The sequence below is a fragment of the Hymenobacter sp. genome (assembly GCF_036387835.1).
Classification (GTDB): Bacteria; Bacteroidota; Bacteroidia; order Cytophagales; family Hymenobacteraceae; genus Hymenobacter.
The window spans coordinates 1-20499 of the sequence record NZ_DASVSY010000002.1; the positions used below are offsets into that span (position 1 = coordinate 1).

The window sequence follows — 20499 nt, forward strand, 5'->3', positions numbered from 1 at the left end:
GAACGTGGCCGGGGGCAGGATGCCGCTGAAGGCCGCGAGGCGGATCGGGTTGTTGTCGGGGTCGGTGGCGCGCACGTTGCCCACCACGGGCGTGCCGGCCACCACGCACAGGTCGGGCGGTATCACCAGCTCCGGCCGCCGGTTCGGGTTGGCCTGAACTGTGATTTGAACATCCCGGATAACAGTGGAAATCAGGCGAAAGCCAAACCCGTTCGTGCGCCGGTATTCCCTGACTGCAAGCGCGAAATTATATTCACCTGCCAAGGCCGGAGCATTCCACACTACCTGGCCCGAAAGAGAATCTATTTGAAAAATAGCGCGTGCGCCAGGGACTCCTACGGGCGGACCAGTGAAAGCAACTTGCAGGCCGGCGCCAATGCCATTAGGTTTCACATAGCCCGGCACAGTGGCCGGCGTAGGAGTGCACTGATTAATTGATCCGAGCGTGCCGCCTTGCTGACTAGGCAACAAAGAATACGCCAGTGAATCGCCATCCGCATCGTAGGCAGCCGGATTGTGCTGAAACACCTGTCCGACTACCGCATTGTCGATGGCCGGATACCGAAGCACTGGTGAGCGGTTCTGCAGCAGTGCTGGGTCAATGGTAACGGTGGTTGAAACGTAGAACGACTGATTGCGGGAATCAGTCATGTTCAATACCCCTCCGTTCCGGTTCTCACCAATAAAGCTAACCAGGTAAGGCCGGCCAGCTGGGTTTGGCGCCGCATATATATGCTCGAAATCGTAGGTATAGCGCCTTATGCCTGGCCTGATTAATATGTCGGTAGTGCGCCGCACAGCCCGGTCACACGTACCGTCCCCAAAGAAAATATCTGCGGTTGGCTGGTCAGGTATAGAGCCTCCTGGTTGGCTGCAGTAAAGTGTTAATCGAAAAAAAATACGTCTTGCATTGAAGTTGATGGCAGAGGTATCAACCTTAGATTGAATTTCACCGGCTCGAATGTGACTTGCCTGAGTAGGATGCCCTAACCCGATTAACCCTATCAAAAGCAATAGAACTGCTCCGAACCAAGCTCGATGCAAGCGTACTATATAGACCATAAAAGTAGGTGGAAGGGAAACAGCGCGTGAGCAGTGTAAATAGGAAGATCTTACGTCCAATCTAGCAAAATTATAAGCAAAAATTCATAGAAGTGACAGGGAAACGCCCTCACAATACGAATGATTATCTCACTCATAAGTCTTTGCTTCGTTGTGGCCTCTAGTAGTTAATGCCTGGGCTTACTTCTGCAAAGCAAGCTAACTTCAATAAGTCAGAAAGAACCGCTTTGCTCATTCAGTGGCTAGATATAGCTATTGTAAAAATGAGCTTGATAAATTTTGCAGGGGCTTATTTCTTAGTAGCACTTTTAGTTTTACTGCAGATGCTCAAGTGGGGCAAAGATGAAGTCACGTCCATATGGTTCTACACAGAATATGACCTTAAAGAACACAGCCGTGACGCAATTTAATTTAATATGCAAATAATGCATATAGTAGTTTACCATAAGCTGGAATATAAGTTGAGTGATAAAGAGCTATTTGTGTTATATTTAAATTAAAAAGCTGGTAAAAACAAATGTGTTTTACTTAAGCGTAATTTGAATAGAATTCAAGTAGACTTGTCTGATAAAGTTGTAAATTCTATAAATATTGATTATATGACAAGAGAATGTGAAACGGTTATTGTAGATGACGGATCTAGGTTAAACATTTCTATTATAAAAGGTAACAGCACGAAGCTATTTGACAATAAGTCTGTGGAAAAAACATCTTGCTACAGTATGAATTAGATACATCTGCCATGGTGCATGAATTAGCAAATCCGTATTGTTGCACCCGTACAGCCAGCAACAACCAAAACATTTACGGCCGCTTCTATGACCAATATTCGCAGCAAATCGAAACGTCGTACCAGACTTCCCTGGTGCCGTTCCTGAACTACCGGGTGGAATTTTAGGAATACAGCTTTCTAGTTTGGCAGTTAACGCACCCAAAAAGCCCCACTGCCTTTAGGCAGCGAGGCTTTTTGGGTTATGGCGTTTTTTGGTGAAAGCCACAAAGAACGGCCTTCTAACGGGCGGTACCTGATGGTACGATGCTGATAGCATAGCCGCCGCCGGGGGCGCAGAGCTGCTTTAGCTTGGTTTTGTTGGTCACCTTAACGGTCCGGATGGCGTAGGCCTGCGGGTTCTTCTCGTAGTGCGCGTTCTTACCGTCGGCGTAAACCGTGGCTACGTAGGACAGCCCGGGGTCGAGGAAGTTTAGGTTGATGCTGGACGTGCGGCCGTTTTCGTCGCAGGTGCTGCCCACAAACCAGCTGCTTTTGCCTTTGGCTTTGCGGGCAATAGTAATGTAGTCGCCGGGCTCGGCTTCCAGTACTTTGGTATCGTCCCAGTCCACGGCTACGTCTTTTATGAACTGGAAGGCATCCAGAAACTTGTTATAGGTTTCGGGCAGGTCGGCGGCCATTTGCAGGGGCGAGTACATGGTGACATATAGGGCCAGCTGCCGGGCTAGGGTGCTGTGCACGAACGAGGTGTTTTGGGGATTGTAGGCACTAACGCGGGTCTGGAAGATACCCGGCGTGTAGTCCATCGGGCCACCAATAAGGCGGGTGAAGGGCAGAATGGTGGTATGGTCGGCGTTGTTGCCCCCAAACGATTCGTACTCGGTGCCGCGGGCGGCTTCGTTGCCGATCAGGTTGGGGTAAGTGCGCGCCAAGCCGGTAGGCCGCACGGCCTCGTGGGCGTTGACCATGATTTTATAGTCGGCCGCTTTCGTGATGGTGTACAGATAGTGGTTGTTGAGCCACTGCCCGTAGTGGTGCTCTCCGCGCGGAATGATGTCACCCACGTAGCCACTTTTCACGGCGTTGTAGCCGTTGTCAACCATGAACTGGTAGGCCTTGTCCAGGTGGCGCTCGTAGTTGCGCACCGAGCCCGACGTTTCGTGGTGCATGATGATCTTCACGTTTTTGCTGGCTGCGTAGCGGTGCAGCTCCTGCACGTCGAAGTCGGGGTAGGCCGTCACGAAGTCGAAAACGTAGTCCTTGCTTTTGCCGAACCAGTCTTCCCAGCCGGTGTTCCAGCCTTCTACCAGCACGGCATCGAAGCCGTGCTTGGCGGCAAAGTCGATGTACTCTTTCACGTGCGCCGTGTTGGCGCCGTGGGTGCCGTTGGGCTTGGTTTTCGAGTAGTCCACCGAATCCAGCTTGATGTTCTCCAGGTTGGTGTACGACCACGAACTCTTGCCCGTAATCATCTCCCACCATACGCCCACGTACTTCACCGGCTTGATCCAGGAAGTATCCTTGTACTTGGTTGGCTCGTTCAGGTTCAGCACCAGCTTCGACTCCAAGATGTCGCCTGCTTTGTCGCTCACGATAACAGTGCGCCAGGGCGAGGTGGCCGGCGTCTGAATGTAGCCTTTGTCGCCGCGCGCATCCGGCGTCAGGTGCGACTCCAGCACAAAATTCTTGTCGTCGAGTTCCAGCGACATGCAGGAGTAGTCTATCAGAGCAGCTTCGTGGATGTTGATGTAGAGGCCGTCTTTGCTTTTCAGCATCAGGGGCGTCTGCAAGCCCGTGGGCGAGAAAGTCGTTTGGGAGGCATTCTGCGTCACGGCCGCTTTCATCTTGCCGCGCACTTCCGAAAGCTGCGACGTAACGGTGCTGTATTCCTGCGTATCGTAGTCGCCGGGCAGCCAGAAGGCCTTGTGGTCGCCGGCCAAAGCAAACTGCGTCCGTTCTTCCTTGATGACGAAGTAGTCGAGCTTGGGTTGCCGCTCGAATTCGTAGCGGAAGCCCAGGCCGTCGTCGAACACCCGAAAACGCACCTTCATGGTGCGGCTGCTGGCTGCCTGTGCGAGGGTGACCGTTAGCTCGTTGTAGTGGTTGCGAATGGTTTTTACTTCGCCCCACACCGGCTGCCAGCTTTCATCAATAGCGCGGCGCGTAGCATTGGTTTGGGTGAAGCCATCGGTAAGGGAAGTGGTGTTTGTTAGTTCGAGCCCGAGCTTGCTTGGTTTGATAACATCACGCCCTTTATAAGTAAGCTTGTAAGTAGGTACGCCACCTTCTTGCAGCGCAAAAGTTAGCGTCAGGTTGGAGTTGGGAGATTTGATTTCCTCGGCGTGGGCTATCTGCAACAGGAAACACAGGAAGAAAAAAGGCAAGGCGTGTAAGGCCTTAGATCGGCCAAATTGCCTTGAAAGAAAGGGACGTTGCTTCATGTGCGCGAGTGGGAATTGAATAGACGAATGGGGGTTCGCGAAGCAAGGTATCAGTTGTTGCGGAGTATCGGGCGCGTGGTAGCCAGGAGGTACTTTAGAACAATCGCATAGACTGGTATTTCAAGGCGACACCGGCCTCAAATCCATGCTAATATGCCCCAATTAGTCTGATTTAGTCTATGCAAAGCTTTGTACCACAAGGGGAAGAAGTGCAGTGAAATAACCCGGTATAAAAAGTATAAAAAAGCACACGGATTTTATCTTTTTAATGCTATTTTTTACTTTCATTTTGTGAGCAAAAGGCTCTTCTTATACCTGTTAGTACAAATCATACGTCTTATTTTATCTATCGCACAAAGGTTATGTATTGACCTTACTGAAGGCTTTGGCACAAATAGTCTGTGACCCTTGACGCTGCTTTCTTAGCTTGCCTTTCAAGTACTTGTAGCACACTTCAGGTTTAGGCTCCTTCAATCAATAATAGGATCAAACTCAATTCCTGCTCATGCCCTACTTCTATGGCTAGCTTCTGTATTAGGGTGTGTGACCCGTAGCGTGGAAATCTGTTCCGCGACGAGCAGGGCGAGTATTCGATACCACACGCGTAGGATACTCGCGCTGCTCGTCGCGGAACGGATTTCCACGCTACAAGACCCTAACTGTCCACACAGCCTAGACTGCTTACTTGTTAATTTGTGCTATGCCTCACTGAATATAGTGCAACCCAAACCTTATTTTCTACATTTGAAACAGCGCCTGCTCTGTGCTGGCATCCGTTCTTTGTTCTCAACACAACTTGAATGCAAACTTTTACTTTTCGATTAGGGCTAGCAGGCGGGTTGCTGCTGGTTGGTCTTGGGGCTTATGCGCAGCCTAGCACCTACCCCCGCAATGGGGTTTATGACCAGCGCCCCGGGCTTTACGCCTTCACCCACGCCACCATTTACACCGACTACAAAACCAAGCTCACCGACGCCACCCTGCTGGTTCGGGATGGCAAAGTAGCCGCCGTTGGGTCCAACATAAAGATTCCGGCTGGCGCCGTGGTGCAGGACCTGAAAGGCAAATACATCTACCCCGGCTTCGTGGACTTGGCTACCGGGTACGGCTTACCCGAAGTGAAGCCACTCGAGCGGACCGGCCGCCGGCCGCCCCCGCAATTTGAAAGCAAAAAGGTTGGCGCCTTCGACTGGAACCAGGCTATTCATCCCGAAACCAGCGCCGCCAGTGAGTTTAAGCTCAACGACGAGCAAGCCGATGTGTATCGAAGATTGGGGTTTGGCGCCGTGCTTACCCAGCAGCCCGACGGCATTGCCCGCGGTACGGCGGCCCTGGTTACCCTGGCTACCGCCGGCCACCGCGAAAACGAGGTGATTCTGACGGAGCGGGCCGCCGCGGGTTTTTCCTTTGACAAAGGCACCAGCACCCAGAACTATCCTGGCTCCCTGATGGGTAGCATCGCGTTGCTGCGGCAAACCTACCTGGATGCCGACTGGAACCAGCGCAACCCCGGCAAAGAACGCAACCTGTCGTTGCAGGCCTGGCAGGAGCAGCGCAGCTTGCCCCAGTTCTTCGAGGTCAACAACAAGCTTAACGCCTTGCGGGCCGACAAGCTAGGCGACGAATTCAAAACGCAGTACATCATCAAAGGCCGCGGCGACGAATACCAGCGCCTGACCGACATCAAAGCCACTGGCGCCTCGTTTGTGGTAAGCATTAACTTCCCGGACGCCTACACCGTGGACGACGTGTACGACGCCTCGCGCATTTCGCTGGAAGAGCTCAAGCATTGGGAAATGGCCCCCGCCAACGCGGCCATGCTGGCCAAGGCCGGGGTGCCCTTCGCTTTGTCGGCCACTGACTTGAAAGACAAGAAAAAGTTTCTGCCCAACCTGCGCAAAGCCATTCAGTACGGCCTCAGCGAAGAGCAGGCGCTGCGCGCCCTCACCGCCACCCCGGCCGAGTTGCTGAAGGCCCAGGATAAAGTAGGTAGCCTCAAGCCCGGTTTAACGGCTAACTTCCTGGTGTGCTCCAGCCGCCTCTTCGCCGACGATAACGTGCTGCTCGACAATTGGGTGCAGGGGGAACGGTATCAGCTCAGCAACCTCCCGGCCGACTATCGCGGGGTGTACACGTTGCAGGTAGCCAACCGGCCAGCCGTGCAGATGCTGGTAGCCGGCAAGCCCGAGGCGCCCGAGTTGAAAGTAGCCATGGCTCCTAAAGACACGGTGCGCGGCACCATATTGGTGCAGGGCGAACTAGCAACCATCGTCTACAACCCCACGCCCAAAGACAAAACCACTACCGTTCGCTTGAGCGGCTACTATACGCCTGCCACGCGCGTGTTTCAAGGTGATGGTCAGTTGCCCGACGCTTCCCGCGTGAAGTGGAGCGCCCAGCGCCAGGAAACTGCCAGCCGGGTTGCCCGGCGCGACTCTGCCAAGGCGCCCGAGCCGGTGCAACTCGGCGCGGTGCTGTATCCGTTTGCCGCTTATGGGCGCGCCGCAGTGCCGCAGCAGGAAACGGTGCTCATCAAAAACGCCACCGTCTGGACCAGTGAAGCCGCCGGCAAGCTGGAAAACACCGATGTGCTGCTGGTGGGCGGCAAAATCTCGAAAGTAGGCAAGGGCCTGGCCGCCAAGGGCGCCCGCGTAATTGACGGCACGGGCAAACACCTCACCCCCGGCATAATCGACGAACATTCGCACCTCGCCATTACGGGCGGCGTAAACGAGGGCACCCAGGCTGTTACCTCGGAAGTGCGCATCGGCGACGTGCTCGACCCGGAGGACGTAGACCTGTACCGCGACCTGGCCGGCGGCGTAACGGCCGCTCAGCTGCTGCACGGCTCAGCCAACCCGATTGGCGGGCAGTCGCAGCTGATTAAGCTGCGGTGGGGCGCGGCGGCCGAAGGCCTGAAGGTGGCGGGCGCCGACCCGTTTATCAAGTTTGCGCTCGGCGAGAACGTGAAGCAGTCCAACGCGGGTGAAGCCAACGTGCTGCGTTTCCCGCAGTCGCGCATGGGCGTGGAGCAGGTGTTTGTGGATGCCTTCACGCGGGCCCGGGAGTACGAGCAGGAATGGGCGGCTTACAATAAGCTCGGCAAAAGCAAGCAAAAGAAAGCGGAAACGCCGCGCCGCGACTTAGAGCTGGAAGCACTGGTGGAAATTCTCGACAACAAGCGCTTCATCACCTGTCACAGCTACGTGCAGAGCGAAATCAATATGCTGCTCGGCGTAGCCGACCGCATGGGCTTCAAGGTGAACACCTTCACCCACATTCTGGAAGGCTACAAAGTGGCCGACAAAATGAAAGCCCACGGCGCCGCCGCCAGCACCTTCGCCGACTGGTGGGGCTACAAAAACGAGGTGCGCGACGCCATTCCCTACAACGCCGCCATCATGCACGACGCGGGCCTAACAGTGGCCATCAACTCCGACGACGCTGAAATGAGCCGGCGACTCAACCAGGAAGCCGCCAAAACGGTGAAGTACGGAGGACTTTCGGAAGAGGAAGCGCTCAAGCTAGTGACCATCAACCCCGCCAAAATGCTGCACGTTGACAACAAGATGGGCAGCATCAAGGAAAGCAAAGATGCCGACGTGGTGCTGTGGAGCGCCCACCCGCTGAGTGTCTACGCCCACGCCGAACGCACCTTCGTTGATGGCCGCCAATTCTTTGACGTGGAATCAGACAAAACCCTGCGGCTGGAAATGGAGAAGGAGCGGCTGCGCATCGTGCAGAAGATGCTGGCCGCCAAAAAAGGTGGGGCCCCTACCCAAACACCCGTCTCCAAAGCCACCGGCCATTTCCACTGCGACACGGTAGGAGAAGACAAGGAGCTGGATCAGTAAGAAGGGTGCTTGTAGCGCGGAACGGAAGCCACAGGATTTCCGCGCTACAAGCACCCTTCTCGCCTCAATCAGCAGCTAAACAACATCCGCAACGAGGTCAACCACCCCGCCCTTCGGGCACCCCTCCTCATCTGAGGAGGGGAGTTAGTCTAAGCGGCGTTCCGGTTGAATAGTTTAATCAAGCATTCATCTATGAAACAGATACTTCTCTCCTTCGGCCTGCTTGCCACGCTTACTGCTGCGGCGCAGGTGCCCATGCCGGCTCCGGCGCAAAACAAACCTATTCTGCTGGTGGGCGGCAACCTGCACGTGGGCAACGGCACCGTAGTACCCGATGCCGCCGTGGCCTTCGACAAAGGCCGCATCACTTACGCGGGCACGCAAAACGGCTTTACCCAGCGCGAAGGGTACGAGGTAGTGGACGTGAAAGGTCAGGAAATCTACCCCGGCCTGATTCTGCCCAACACCACCCTCGGCCTCACCGAAACCGAATCTATCCGCGCGACAGTGGACGAGCAGGAAGTGGGCATGATGAACCCGAACGTCCGCTCCCTCATTGCCTACAATACTGATTCCGACATCATTCCGACGGTGCGCACCAACGGCGTGCTGATGGCCCAGATTACGCCCCGCGGGGGAATGCTCTCGGGACAAAGCAGCATCGTGCAGCTCGATGCCTGGAACTGGCAGGACGCGGCCGTGCGCCCCGACGACGGACTGCACCTGAATTGGCCGCTGATGGTGATGAAGCTGGACCCCACCGAAGACGAAAAAGCCGTGGAAAAGCGCAGCAAAGACCGGCAAGCCCAGTTGCGGGAGCTGGAGGTGATGTTTACGGAAGCGGCCGCCTACAAAACGGCGCCGGCCAGCCGCCGCGAGAACCTACGCCTGTCTTCCCTGACTGGTATTTTCGATGGCTCCAAGACCCTGTTCATCCACGCCGACTACGGCAAGGAAATAGTGGAAGCGGTAAGTTTTGCCAAGCGGCTAGGTGTGCAGAAAGTAGTGGTTATCGGGGCCCGCGACGCTTGGATGATGCTTGACTTCCTCAAGCAAAACGACATAGCCGTGGTACTGTCCCGCACCCACGCCCTGCCCCGCCGCCCCGGCGACGACTACGATTTGCCCTATAAGCTGCCCAACATGCTGCAACAAGCCGGCATCCGCTACTGCCTCGACTACGAGGGCAGCATGGAAACCGCCGGCTCCCGCAACCTGGCCTTCATTGCCGGCACGTCCGCCGGCCACGGCCTTACCCCCGAACAAGCGCTAACTGCCGTCACCCTCAGCCCGGCCCGCATCTTGGGCATCGACAAAGACTATGGCAGCCTTGAAGCCGGTAAAAGCGCCACCCTGGTCGTGAGCCGCGGCGACTTGCTGGATATGCGCACCAACAACATCACCAAGGCCTACATCGATGGCCGCGCCTTCAGCTCGGAAAACAAGCAAGTGTACCTTAACCGCAAATTCCGCAGCAAGTATGAGCTGAAGTAAGAGCCTATCCGGATGGCGCTAAGTGGGCCTTGGTTAAAAGTTTGGTCCAAAAGTCGCACTTGCACTTGTTGCCGATGGCTCCCGGCTAAGGCGCGGTCAGCGTGGCACTATATCGATTTGCCTCGCTTTAAGGGGCCTGCTCTCCAAATTCGGACCTACAGCCCGTTACGGAAAACGGGTAGCAAGGTCCCTCCTTCATCGCTTGCCCCGACTCGTTCTAACCAGCCGGAACTGAGAAAGATGGCCGCCTAACCTGCCTGTCCCACCGTTTTTGCTGCGCCCTACTAGTATTTCTCCGCTGCATTGCTCCTACTTCAACTTTCCGCCGTATCTTGAACTGGCAAAAGCTCTCTTTTGCTATGGCCGAACCCCGCGCCCCCAAAATTGCCTTCGAGGCCCTGACCTACGACGATGTGCTGCTGCTGCCGGCGTACTCTGAGGTCCTGCCCCAAGCCTGCGACACCCGCACCCGCCTCACCCCCACCATTTGGCTACACGTCCCGCTTATTTCGGCGGCGATGGATACGGTCACGGAGGCGGACATGGCCATTGCCCTGGCTCAAGAAGGCGGGCTGGGCATCATCCACAAGAATATGTCCATCAAGGCGCAGGCCGACCAGGTGCGCCGCGTCAAGCGCAGCGAATCGGCCCTGATTCAGGACCCGTTTACCCTGCCGCCCACCGCTACCCTCGGCGACGCCCGCCAGCTGATGCGCAAGCACCACATCGGGGGCATTCCCGTGGTAGAGGCTGACCGCCGCCTAGTGGGTATTCTTACCAGCCGCGATTTGCGTTTTGAGAAGGATTTCAACGCGTCTGTTACTACAGTGATGGTGCCGCTCGACCGCCTCATAACCGCCCCCGCTGGCATCGACCAGCAGGACGCCGAAAACATGCTGCAAGACCGCAAGGTGGACAAACTGCCCCTGGTGGACGCCGATGGCCGCCTCACTGGCCTAATGACCTATAAGGACATTCGCAAGCGCCGCCGCACGCCGCACGCCAGCAAGGACCGCCAGGGCCGCTTGCGTGTGGGGGCCGCCGTGGGCGTCACGCCCGACCTGCTTGAACGCGTGGCCGCCCTTGTGGCGGTCGGCGTGGACCTAGTGAGCCTGGACACGGCCCACGGCCACTCGCAAGGCGTGCTCGACGCCGTGCGCGCCCTCAAAGCCGCGCACCCCACCCTGGACGTGATGGCTGGCAACGTAGCCACCGCCGCCGGAGCCAGAGCCTTGGCCGACGCCGGGGCCGATTGCGTGAAGGTGGGCATGGGCGCGGGCAGTATCTGCACCACGCGCATCATCGCCGGTATGGGTATGCCGCAGTTCACGGCCGTACTCGAAGCGGCCAAGGGTCTAGAAGGCACTGGCGTAACCCTGGTGTCCGATGGCGGCAGCAAGTTTTCGGGCGACATTGTGAAAGCCCTGGCTGGTGGGGCCGCCGCCGTCATGGTGGGCTCGCTGCTGGCTGGCACCGCCGAAGCCCCCGGCGAAGAGACTATCTACGAAGGCCGCAAGTACAAGTCCTACCGGGGCATGGGGTCATTGGAGGCCATGCAGGATGGCAGCAAGGACCGCTACTTCCAGAGCGGCGAAGAGGACGCGCAGAAGCTGGTGCCCGAGGGCATTGTGGGCCGGGTGCCGTTTAAGGGCAACGCGTCGGAGGTGATTTATCAGTTGGCGGGCGGGCTGCGCGCCGGCATGGGCTACGTAGGAGCCGCCACCCTGGAGGCGCTGCAAGCCGCGCAGTTCGTGCGCATTACCGGGGCCGGATTGCGCGAATCGCACCCGCACGACGTGCAAATCACCCGCGAGGCTCCAAACTATTCGCGCCGCTAGCTGGTGGGAGGGACGTGGTAGCAACGCCACTACTTAGCCTTCGGTGGGCGCCTGCTCGCCAAAAGCCAGGTAGTGGCGTTGTTGTAATCTGATGGCCAAATAAGACAAAGCCCTTTTACGGGTTGTAAAGTCTCCAAATGCGACTTTTGGACCAAACTTTTAACCAAGGCCTAAGTGAGGCCAAAAAGCGTCAACCGTCTGTTTCCCTGCTACCTCTCTCCTCTTCCCCTCATTCAAACAGTATGTTCTTTCCTTCTCTTCCCCGATTTGTGGGGCTGCTGGCTACGGGCTTGCTTGGTAGTTCTTTGGCACAGGCGCAATTGACGGAAATGCCCGTGCAAAGCCTCGGGCTGGTGCCGTTGCCACGGGAAGTGAAGGCTTACACGGCTACCTATGCGCTGCCCCAAAAAATCAGCGTTTACGCCCGCAGTGCCGACGAGAAGGACGTAGCCAACCTGCTGAAGGAAATGCTGATCCCGCTCGGCAAAACCGTTTCCCTCACCACCACCAGCCAGGGAGCCCAAATTCGCCTCACAACGGCAACGGGTACCACTGGTCCGGAGGGTTACCAGCTGGTGGTTGACCAGGCCGGCATCCGGATTACGGCGGCGGGTGGCCCGGGCCTATTTTATGGCACGCAGACGCTCTTGCAGCTGCTGCCCCCCAAACCCGCCGCTACGGCCAAGGTGCCCTACGTGCGCATCACCGATCAGCCAGCTTTCCGGTGGCGCGGCACACACCTCGATGTGTGCCGCCACATTTTCCCGGTATCGTTCTTGAAAAAGTATATCGACTTTCTGGCCGCCTATAAGCTCAACACCTTTCACTGGCACCTGACCGACGACCAAGGCTGGCGCATCGAGATTAAAAAATATCCCAAGCTGACTCAGATCAGTGCCTTCCGTAAGGAAACGCTGATTGGAGCGCAGCAGCAGATGAAAACTCCGGCCGATTTCAAATACGATGGTACGCCCTACGGCGGCTTCTACACCCAGGAGCAAATCCGGGAGGTAGTGGCGTATGCCCGCCAGCGCTACATCACGGTGGTACCCGAAATAGAAATGCCGGGCCACTCGGTAGCCATATTGGCGGCTTACCCCGAGCTAGCGTGCAAGCCCGGCCCCTACGAAACCCTAACGAAGTGGGGCGTGAGCGAGGACATCGTTTGCCCCACCGAACCCACGTTTCGTTTCTTTGAAGATGTGCTAACCGAGGTTTGCGCCCTGTTTCCGGGGCAATACGTACACATTGGGGGCGACGAAGCCCCCAAGGAGCGCTGGAAGGAAAGCGCGGCCGTGCAGGAAATTATGAAGCGCGAGGGCATCACCGACGTTGAGAAGGTGCAGGGCTGGTTTAATACGCGCATCGAAAAGTTTTTGCAAGCCAAAGGCAAGAAGCTGCTTGGGTGGGACGAAATTCTGGACGGCGGCATCTCCCCCAGCGCCACTATTATGAGCTGGCGCGGCGAGAAAGGCGGCATCGAAGCCGCCTGCCGCGGCAACGATGTGGTCATGACGCCGGGCGGCTTCCTCTACCTCGATGCCGGGCAAAACCCGCGGCCGCACAGCCCCTACGAGCCCCTGATGATTGGGGGGTATCTGCCGCTCAGCAAAGTCTACAGCTACAACCCGCTACCCGCGGAGCTAACCCCGGAGCAGCAAAAGCATATCCTCGGGCCGCAGGCCAACCTGTGGACCGAGTACATTACCACCCCCCAAAAGGCGGAGTACATGCTATTTCCGCGGCTGCTGGCCGTATCGGAGGTGGCCTGGACGCCGGCCGCCAAGAAGAACTATGCTGATTTTCTGCCGCGTCTAGGCCAGCACTTCGCCCGCCTCGATGCCCGCCGCATCAACTACCGCATCCCCGAGCCGCTCGGCCTCGACAGCGCCAGCATGGTGAAGCAAGGCAACAGGGCGGTGTTTACGCTTCGCTCCCTGGTGCCGGGCGCTGAAATTCGCTATACCCTGGACGGTAAAATGCCCGACGAGACTACCGACCGCTACACCAAACCCTTGCAAGTACCCCTCAACCGCCAAATCACCGTTCGGGCCGTAACCCTTGCCCCCAACGGCCGCAAAAGCCCACCGGTTGAGTTGCTGGTGAAATAGCCGCTCCGCTACACCCGAAGCGTAGTGCCCGTCCGGCGGGCAGTTTTCTGCGGTTCTTCTGCACCGCGTAGCTGTCTGCGGCTTTTTGCTTCCTCGGTTACTACCAGAAAGCCGTACCCGAACACAAACAGATTTAATCCTATTTGCAAACTCAGCATATCCGCTACCATCATAACGGTTGCCTGCGTGAGAATAAAGAAGCAGATAGCATAATTACGTCTGGCTTGGGCTCTGGTTAGGGGCCAGAACAAGATGGCAAGCCACAAGGTCAGTCCTATCAGTCCGCCGCCTAGTAAGGCGTAGAGGTATTGGTTGTGCACCTCTACCCGGTTAGCGGGCAACAAGCCGAAATCTTTCCAGCTGTACTGCTCCATCATAGCGGCATGCGTGTCGGCCGGGCCCACGCCAACCAACCAATTATCCTTGATAACGACGCTTGCCGTTTCTACGGCCGCGAGCCGGCGAGCCAACGAATACTTGTTGATGTCGCTGCCGTGCATGAACTGCTGGACGTCCCATATCGAAGCGTAGGTTCGCTCTCGAACCGACTCCAGGCTGTAGTAGGCCAGGCACGGGCCTATTGCCAGGAGAAGCAACACCCCGAACCCTAAAAGGAAGCTTTTCCGTGAAAGCAGCCACAACGCGTGTCCTAACAAGCCAACGTACAGCACCAACAAGCCCGTTCGATACGCCAGAATGTGCAGCGTAAGGATCGAGACGCAGACGGCGGCCAACAAAGCTTTCCGCAGCAAAGCGCCTGCCAGCGGATGCCGACACAAGATCAGCCCCCAGAAAAAGCTCTGCGCCAGCATTACCCCAAACGAGACATGGAAGACGCCGGTAATAGCCTGCATGTTTTGCCCGATGCCAATAGCCGCATTAGCGCTTACCGGATCCAGCAGATACTTAATCAGCGTGCCCAGACCGATAGCCCCGGAGCCTAACACAAACAAAGAACCCACTGTTAACCGCTGCTTGCCCGTCAGGGGTACGGCCAGGGTGAAAGCCAGCGGTACGGCCAGCCACGGCAAACTACGAAATACCTCGTGGCGCCATATGGCCCACTCACTGGTATACACACTGCTCAACAGTAAAAATCCAACAAAGGCCGCGGCGCGCATCGCGGCTCCGTTGCGGTAATAGTTAGGCAACTCGCGCCGCAAATCAGGATTAGCCAATACCGCCAATACCCCAACCACCGGACTTAGGGCCACGAAGGCGCGCGCCGCCAGCAACCCGACCACCCCGGCCAATGAGGCGAGCCAGAGTAGGTGCTGTGACAGACGACCCGAAGAATAGTATTGCATGAGGAAGTAAAACGAAAACTGTAGCGCAAGCTGTCAGGAGCCACCACCAGATTTAGGAGGCTGCTAAGTTCGTGCCGTATCTAAGTTTAGCTTGCCGGTAAGTTCTGCCACCGCTTCCTCTGTTTCCGCTCGCTTTTCATACTCCACAATCAAATGGCCGCTGGTAAGCACACTCAGGCTTTGATTGAGTTGCGCTAGCTCAGCGTAGGCTTCCACTCGCCGTGGCGAGGGCTGCCCGCGCTTCAGGCCCCGCCGACGCGCCAGCCACCCCATCAGCCGCATCCAGGGGTAATAAAACGGCAGTAAGGCCAGGGAAGTATAATTCACCTTCGTCGGATGGATTTCGACGATCCGCAACCCGGAAAGGGCGGCTAACACGCGCTGCTTGGTTACGTTGGCAAAAAAGATATGCCCTAGGTAGACATCATGAATGGTGTGCGCATTGTCGGAGGCCCATACCGAATCGGCCTCGTTGGGCGCCATTAGCTTGTAGGCCTCACTCTCCAGCAGCAAGTAGCTCAGCCGGGTACGTAGGTTCGAGTAATTCGGCGTGGTAATAATGGCCCGCCCGCCCGGACGAAGTACCCGGTTCAGCTCCTGAAACAGGTGCAACTGATTGGGCATGTGCTCGATACCTTCCTGGCAGATGACTACATCAAAACTGGCCGCGGCAAACGGCAGGGTACCATTCAGGTTGGCTTTCACGCACTCGATGTCGGGAAAGCGAAAGAACTCGGGGTAAAGGTCAGAAGCCGTTACTTTAACGCCCATTTCCAGCAGTAGATGCGCGGTATCGCCATTGCCAGCCGGTACGTCCAGCACCTCTTTGCCGGCTAGTTCGGTTTTGCGGCGCCGTAGCATCGCGGCCAGTAACTGTTTTATATCCTTGCTGCCGGAAAAAAACGGAAACGAAAGGCGAATCATTTACACTGCAGGTTAAACATGAAGTGCAAAGTAAGTTATTAAAGTTTGGGAGTACGCCCGGAATGCCGCCTTCGCCTGTTTCAGGCTTAGTGCAGCGGCCGCCGTTTCAGCATACCGCCCACCGCGTCGTCGACGCTGTGCTGCACCAGAAAGGCGCGCGGGTCGAGGTGCTTCACTTCCTCGCGCAGCTTCGGCAGCTCCAGCCGGGTGACTACGGTGAAGATGATGTCTATTTCCTCGCGCTGCTCTCCGCGTTTGCCATAGCCGCTTTGGCCTTTGTAAATGGTCACCCCGCGGCCCAGGCGCTTGGTAATAACCTGCCGAATGTCTTCGCTACGTTCTGAAATAATGGTCACCCCGGTGTACTGCTCGATGCCGTTGAGAATGAAGTCCAGGGTTTTGGAGGCGGCTACGTAGGTCAGAATAGAGTAGAGCGCCTCGTTGACGCCTAACACAAATACCGCCACCCCGAAAATAAAGATGTTGAGAATCAGGATAATGTCACTGACTTTCAGCAAGGGCGTATTTCGGTTGATGAGCAGGGCCAAGATTTCCGTGCCATCGAGCACTGCGCCGCCGCGCATGGCCAAACCGATACCCGCCCCAATAAAAACGCCCCCGAACACGGCCGTAAGCAGCAAATCGTGGGTAACGTCGGGGTAGCGCACCACCTCCAGGCATAAAGCCAGCCCTGTAATAGCCAGCACGCTTTTAATAGCAAATTTCAACCCCATTTGCCGGTAGCCGAGCACCAGAAAAGGCAGATTAATCAGCAACAGCCCCCACGACAAGGGCAGCTGCAGCCCCGCCGACAGAAGCATGGAAATGCCGGTGGCCCCGCCATCGATGAAGTGGCTGGACAGCAAGAACCCTTTCAGGCCCATACCCGCCGACAAGATGCCCGCTAGAACAAAGCTTACGTCTTTCACCATCTCGAACGAGCGTCTCACGGGCGGCCTAGAAGGCAGCGGAGTTGGATCGGGTTCCGAAGGCGCGCGCATCTTGTTCAGGAAAAACAGCTGAGGTATCAACATAAGCAAACGAATACAAGCGCAACCAAACCTGCGGGCGCGCTGCCAGGCGAGAGTGAGCCTCAAGCGCACAGTGCGGCACTCAACCACCCGGTATGCCTACGTTGCCGTACGGCCCCGAGGTAAGGCATGTGGTAGTAAGACAAGTACTTAAACCTAGTACCGCCCTTCCTTAGAGCCCCTAAACGGCCTCTCTCACGCTAAAGGTAGCGGTTCCAGCCAGAGCTTACGGTGGTTGTAGCGTAGCCTATAGCCCTACGCTTCTCCCGGCTCGCTGATCAAGCCCTTGGTCATGGCGTACTTGATGAGGGCTGCCGTGTTCTTGACGCCGGTCTTTTCGATGATATTCTGCCGATGCGTTTCGACGGTACGCTTGCTGGTAAAGAGCTTGTCGGCAATGGCTTGGTTGGTGAGGCCCGTAGCAATCAACTGCAACACTTCTCGCTCCCGAAACGACAAAGCGCCCGGTTTTTTACTGTTCGCAGCCGGTTCGCCATCCTCGAAGCTCAGCACTTTACGCAGCATCAATAGTCCTAGCTCGCTGCACAAAAACTGCTTGCCCGCCGCCACCGTCAGAATGCCGGTTATAATCTCAACTTTGTCGGCGTTCTTAAGCACATACCCGTGCGCCCCGGCATCGAGCACCTGCCCCACCGTACGCTCGTGGTCGAGCATAGACAGCATCAGAATCCGCAAGTCGGGGTATTGCTCGCTCAACTTGATGGTAGTAGCCAATCCATCGAGTACGGGCATATTCATATCGAGCACCACCACGTCGGTAGGGGTGATTGGCAACTTGTCTAGTAGCTCCTGTCCATTTGCCGCTTCGCCTACTACGGTTAGGGTTAACTCGTTCAGCAACACAGCGCGCAGCCCATCTCGCATAAGGGTATGATCATCAACTAAAAAAACTCGAATCATGGCAGCACGTACGAAGTGAAAGCTGAAAGTATGGCATCAACTTTAAACCAAAGAACCCAGTTTCAGCTTCCTACTTCTTTCTGGCTGGCATCATCCCTGGATTAGCTAAAAGGCAGTTTTAATTTATAGCGGCCCGTTATTCGACCAGTAGTGCGGTGCGGGGCATCCGGATACTGATTTGGGTGCCATGGTCAGGGGAAGAAGTGATGTTCAGTTCTCCTCCCAGCAGCTTTACCCGGTCGCGCAGCACATTCAGGCCCATACCCTGGGAGCGAGTTTTGCCGGGGTCGAAGCCGCGGCCATTATCATCGGCTTGCAGTTCCAGCCAGCCGTCTTGCTCCGATAGGTGCAGGTGGGCCTCCGTGGCATCAGCATGCTTGACGATGTTGTTGACCAGCTCTTGCGCCATGCGGTAGAGCACCAGCTCCAATGCTTTGTTGATGGGCGAAAGGGCGAGGGTGGAACAAGACAGACGGAGCTTCTGATTATTTAAATCATGGCAAATGCCTTTGAGGGCCGCTTTCAGCCCGAAGTTTTCGAGCGCCGTTGGCATAAGCTGGTGCGAAAGGGTACGCCCCTGCGCAATAGCAGCCGACAGCAACGTCATGGCTTTGCTCTTGCCCTCAGCAAATACTGCCGTCGGTGCGGGCAGGGTTAGTTGCTCTAAATGCAGCTTGGTTGCGTAGAGCAGCTGGTTTAACCCGTTGTGCAAACTCTCGGCAATGCGCCGCCGCTCGGTTTCCTGTGCTTGCAATACGGCATTGGCCAGTTGCTGCTGTTGGGTGAGCTGCAGGCGCAGCATGGCGGCCGTGGCCTGTTTGCTTTCCGTAATGTCTTGCCAATTCACCACCAGCCCATCGTGGAGAGGAGTGGCCGCAATGTAGTACCAGCAATCAATGCCATCGTAAGGATAATGCTGCTCGAAATGGGTGGCTTGCCCCTGCTCGACTACCTGGCGTAGGCGGTTGAATACGCCGCTTTGCTGTATAGCTGGCTCTTCTACCAGCAGGTGTTTGCCGGGCAGGTTGGTCCGTTTCAGCAGCCGGTGGGCGGCCTCGTTCGCCAGTATCCATTCAAAATCAACGACCTGGCCAGTTTCGTCGCGCACACTACGGAACACTTCCAAGCTATTGAGGGTGGAATCGAAAATGGCGTGGAGAAGCTGTCGGCTGTCGGCCTGCTCTTGCTCACTGCGCTTGCGGTCCGTGATATCAAGAAAGGTCAGGATGATACCGTCCCCGTTCTTGATGGCCGATACATCAAACCACCGGTCGTGATAGTGCTCCCCATTGTAGTTCCGGTCGATGCGGATGGGCACCCCGGTTTCCACTACCTGCACGTAATCGTTGAAAAAGGTGGTGCGGACACCCGGAAACAGCTCTAGTAAGCCATGCCCGAGTACGTCGGCTTCTGCAAATTGATTGAGCAATTCCGAAGCCTGATTGGCGCCCCGAAAAATCAGGTCGGTAATCAGGTTGGTCTGCTCGTCGCGCCGGGCTTCTAGCAGGCAGATGGCAGCTGGCGAGCCATCGAGCATGTGCCGGATGGTTAAGTTGGCTTGCTGCAGCTGATCTTCGGCCTGTTTGCGCTCGGTGATGTCCTGCACTTGGCCTACTAGCTGCACCGGCCGCCCGGCCTCGTCGCACACCGCGTAGCCGTGCGACTCCAGTTGGCGCAACTGCCCATCGGCCCGGTATATGCGCCGCAGGTAGTGGTACGAAGCCGGATTGGCAATGACGTAGCCGAGAACCTGCTTCACCACCGCTACATCGTCCGGATAAGAGCGCGAATCGATGAAGTCGAGGGTGGGAACGAAGGACTGGGGCGCTTCGCCAAACAAGTGAAACATGCCATCGGAAAAGCGGAAGCTCATCGTGGGCAAGTCCGCTTCATAACTGCCGGTGCGCCCTACTTTCTCGGCCCTCATCAGCAGCTCATTGCTGGCTCTTAGCTCGACTTCAACTTGCTTGAGCTCGGTAATCTCATGGCCGATAGACAGCACTTGGCACACTCGGCCGTCCTGCAATTCCGGAACCAGGCGCAAATCAAAGTACCGCTCCCCCTCCGAGGTCGGAAAAGTGAAGTAATGCGTCGTAGACTCGCCAGCGGCAAACGCTTGCCGCAGCTTAGCGGTATAGGGGCCTGTGATGGTGGCGGCAATGCCCATCTCCGCCAAGGTTTTGCCTAGCAGCTCCGACAAGGGCTGCTTTATTTGGTCTAGTAGGGCCTTGTTGGCATAGCACAGGCGCAGGTTGGCATCCCAGCGGGTAATAACATCCGGCATGTTGTTGGCCAGGTCTTCGTACTGGTGCTGCTGGGCTACCACCTCGGTGGCGTCCTGCCAGTACACCAGCACCTCGGCTTCGTCGGGCTCTGTGGTCATGCTGATCCACTGCTGGCTGTGCGGCAAAAAGAACCGGCCCGTCACCGGCCCAGATGCCGTTACCGCGTCGTGCAGGGCCTGCTGCAAATCGGCCGGTAAGTCAGGGGGCAGCGCTTGCGCCAGCGGCAGGCCCACTAGTTCAGGGGCCGGGCGCCCTAGCAGGAGTTGGGCCAGGGTGTTAGCCAAGGTAATAATGCCCTGCCGGGTAAGCACCAACACGCCCCAGGGCATGGTTTGCAGCATCCGATCCGACAACGAAGAGCTGTTTACATCGGGGGCAGCAAGTAAGCCAGAATGCCGGGAGAGAGGGTCGGTGCTCATAGGAGTGAGAAGAAACTGCCCGTAAACCCGGCAGATAGTTAGCGGATAACTCACTCATACTATGTGCACGATAACTGCCAGA

The 20499-nt window shown here is 56.7% G+C and carries 12 protein-coding genes and 1 pseudogene; 6 read left to right on the forward strand and 7 right to left on the reverse strand.

Features of this window, described 5'->3' with window-relative positions:
• Positions 1-651: pseudogene (locus tag VF639_RS00120) on the reverse strand (hypothetical protein); the annotation flags it as partial.
• A gap of 581 nt (positions 652-1232) precedes the next feature.
• Here VF639_RS00120 and VF639_RS00125 point away from each other — a divergent pair.
• Positions 1233-1472 carry a hypothetical protein gene (locus VF639_RS00125; RefSeq protein WP_331143867.1) on the forward strand — a complete coding sequence of 80 codons (240 nt, stop codon included), beginning with the start codon at positions 1233-1235 and terminating at the stop codon, positions 1470-1472.
• A gap of 332 nt (positions 1473-1804) precedes the next feature.
• The gene (locus VF639_RS00130; RefSeq protein WP_331143868.1) at positions 1805-1960 is read left to right on the forward strand and encodes a hypothetical protein; all 156 of its coding nucleotides are present in this window, start codon (positions 1805-1807) and stop codon (positions 1958-1960) included.
• 113 nt (positions 1961-2073) lie between these two features.
• Here the strand turns inward: VF639_RS00130 and VF639_RS00135 are convergent, their stop codons facing one another.
• The gene (locus VF639_RS00135) at positions 2074-4233 is read right to left on the reverse strand and encodes a glycoside hydrolase family 97 protein (protein ID WP_331143869.1); all 2160 of its coding nucleotides are present in this window, start codon (positions 4231-4233) and stop codon (positions 2074-2076) included.
• An 800-nt stretch (positions 4234-5033) separates the two neighbouring features.
• On the opposite strand from VF639_RS00135, the gene VF639_RS00140 reads away from it, so the two are divergent.
• The 4 genes from VF639_RS00140 (at position 5034) to VF639_RS00155 (ending at position 13530) form a co-directional block, all read left to right on the forward strand.
• Positions 5034-8087, forward strand: a complete 3054-nt coding sequence (locus VF639_RS00140) for an amidohydrolase family protein (protein WP_331143870.1) — start codon at positions 5034-5036, stop codon at positions 8085-8087.
• 192 nt (positions 8088-8279) lie between these two features.
• Positions 8280-9581 carry an amidohydrolase family protein gene (locus VF639_RS00145; RefSeq protein WP_331143871.1) on the forward strand — a complete coding sequence of 434 codons (1302 nt, stop codon included), beginning with the start codon at positions 8280-8282 and terminating at the stop codon, positions 9579-9581.
• Positions 9582-9940: 359 nt separating this feature from the next.
• Positions 9941-11419, forward strand: coding sequence for an IMP dehydrogenase (guaB, locus tag VF639_RS00150; protein ID WP_331143872.1), 1479 nt, complete (start codon positions 9941-9943; stop codon positions 11417-11419).
• 242 nt (positions 11420-11661) lie between these two features.
• The gene (locus VF639_RS00155; protein WP_331143873.1) at positions 11662-13530 is read left to right on the forward strand and encodes a beta-N-acetylhexosaminidase; all 1869 of its coding nucleotides are present in this window, start codon (positions 11662-11664) and stop codon (positions 13528-13530) included.
• A gap of 8 nt (positions 13531-13538) precedes the next feature.
• Here VF639_RS00155 and VF639_RS00160 read toward each other — a convergent pair whose 3' ends face one another.
• The 5 genes from VF639_RS00160 to VF639_RS00180 all read right to left on the reverse strand — a co-directional run bounded on the left by VF639_RS00160 (position 13539) and on the right by VF639_RS00180 (position 20417).
• Entirely contained in the window at positions 13539-14837 is a 1299-nt protein-coding gene (locus VF639_RS00160; RefSeq protein ID WP_331143874.1) for an O-antigen ligase family protein, read from the reverse strand.
• Positions 14838-14900: 63 nt separating this feature from the next.
• The gene (locus VF639_RS00165) at positions 14901-15761 is read right to left on the reverse strand and encodes a class I SAM-dependent methyltransferase (protein ID WP_331143875.1); all 861 of its coding nucleotides are present in this window, start codon (positions 15759-15761) and stop codon (positions 14901-14903) included.
• 86 nt (positions 15762-15847) lie between these two features.
• Positions 15848-16795, reverse strand: a complete 948-nt coding sequence (locus VF639_RS00170; RefSeq protein WP_331143876.1) for a YitT family protein — start codon at positions 16793-16795, stop codon at positions 15848-15850.
• Between the two features lie 252 nt (positions 16796-17047).
• Positions 17048-17713 (reverse strand): response regulator transcription factor, encoded by a 666-nt coding sequence (locus VF639_RS00175; RefSeq protein ID WP_331143877.1) that lies wholly within the window; start codon positions 17711-17713, stop codon positions 17048-17050.
• A gap of 136 nt (positions 17714-17849) precedes the next feature.
• Entirely contained in the window at positions 17850-20417 is a 2568-nt protein-coding gene (locus tag VF639_RS00180; RefSeq protein WP_331143878.1) for a sensor histidine kinase, read from the reverse strand.
• Positions 20418-20499 lie beyond the last annotated feature (82 nt).

Coding starts and splice junctions, on each gene's coding strand:
- VF639_RS00125 (WP_331143867.1), top strand. CDS start 1,233: ATGCCTGGGCTTACTTCTGCAAAGCAAGCTAACTTCAATAAGTCAGAA.
- VF639_RS00130 (WP_331143868.1), top strand. CDS start 1,805: ATGGTGCATGAATTAGCAAATCCGTATTGTTGCACCCGTACAGCCAGC.
- VF639_RS00135 (WP_331143869.1), bottom strand. CDS start 4,233: ATGAAGCAACGTCCCTTTCTTTCAAGGCAATTTGGCCGATCTAAGGCC.
- VF639_RS00140 (WP_331143870.1), top strand. CDS start 5,034: ATGCAAACTTTTACTTTTCGATTAGGGCTAGCAGGCGGGTTGCTGCTG.
- VF639_RS00145 (WP_331143871.1), top strand. CDS start 8,280: ATGAAACAGATACTTCTCTCCTTCGGCCTGCTTGCCACGCTTACTGCT.
- guaB (WP_331143872.1), top strand. CDS start 9,941: ATGGCCGAACCCCGCGCCCCCAAAATTGCCTTCGAGGCCCTGACCTAC.
- VF639_RS00155 (WP_331143873.1), top strand. CDS start 11,662: ATGTTCTTTCCTTCTCTTCCCCGATTTGTGGGGCTGCTGGCTACGGGC.
- VF639_RS00160 (WP_331143874.1), bottom strand. CDS start 14,837: ATGCAATACTATTCTTCGGGTCGTCTGTCACAGCACCTACTCTGGCTC.
- VF639_RS00165 (WP_331143875.1), bottom strand. CDS start 15,761: ATGATTCGCCTTTCGTTTCCGTTTTTTTCCGGCAGCAAGGATATAAAA.
- VF639_RS00170 (WP_331143876.1), bottom strand. CDS start 16,795: ATGTTGATACCTCAGCTGTTTTTCCTGAACAAGATGCGCGCGCCTTCG.
- VF639_RS00175 (WP_331143877.1), bottom strand. CDS start 17,713: ATGATTCGAGTTTTTTTAGTTGATGATCATACCCTTATGCGAGATGGG.
- VF639_RS00180 (WP_331143878.1), bottom strand. CDS start 20,417: ATGAGCACCGACCCTCTCTCCCGGCATTCTGGCTTACTTGCTGCCCCC.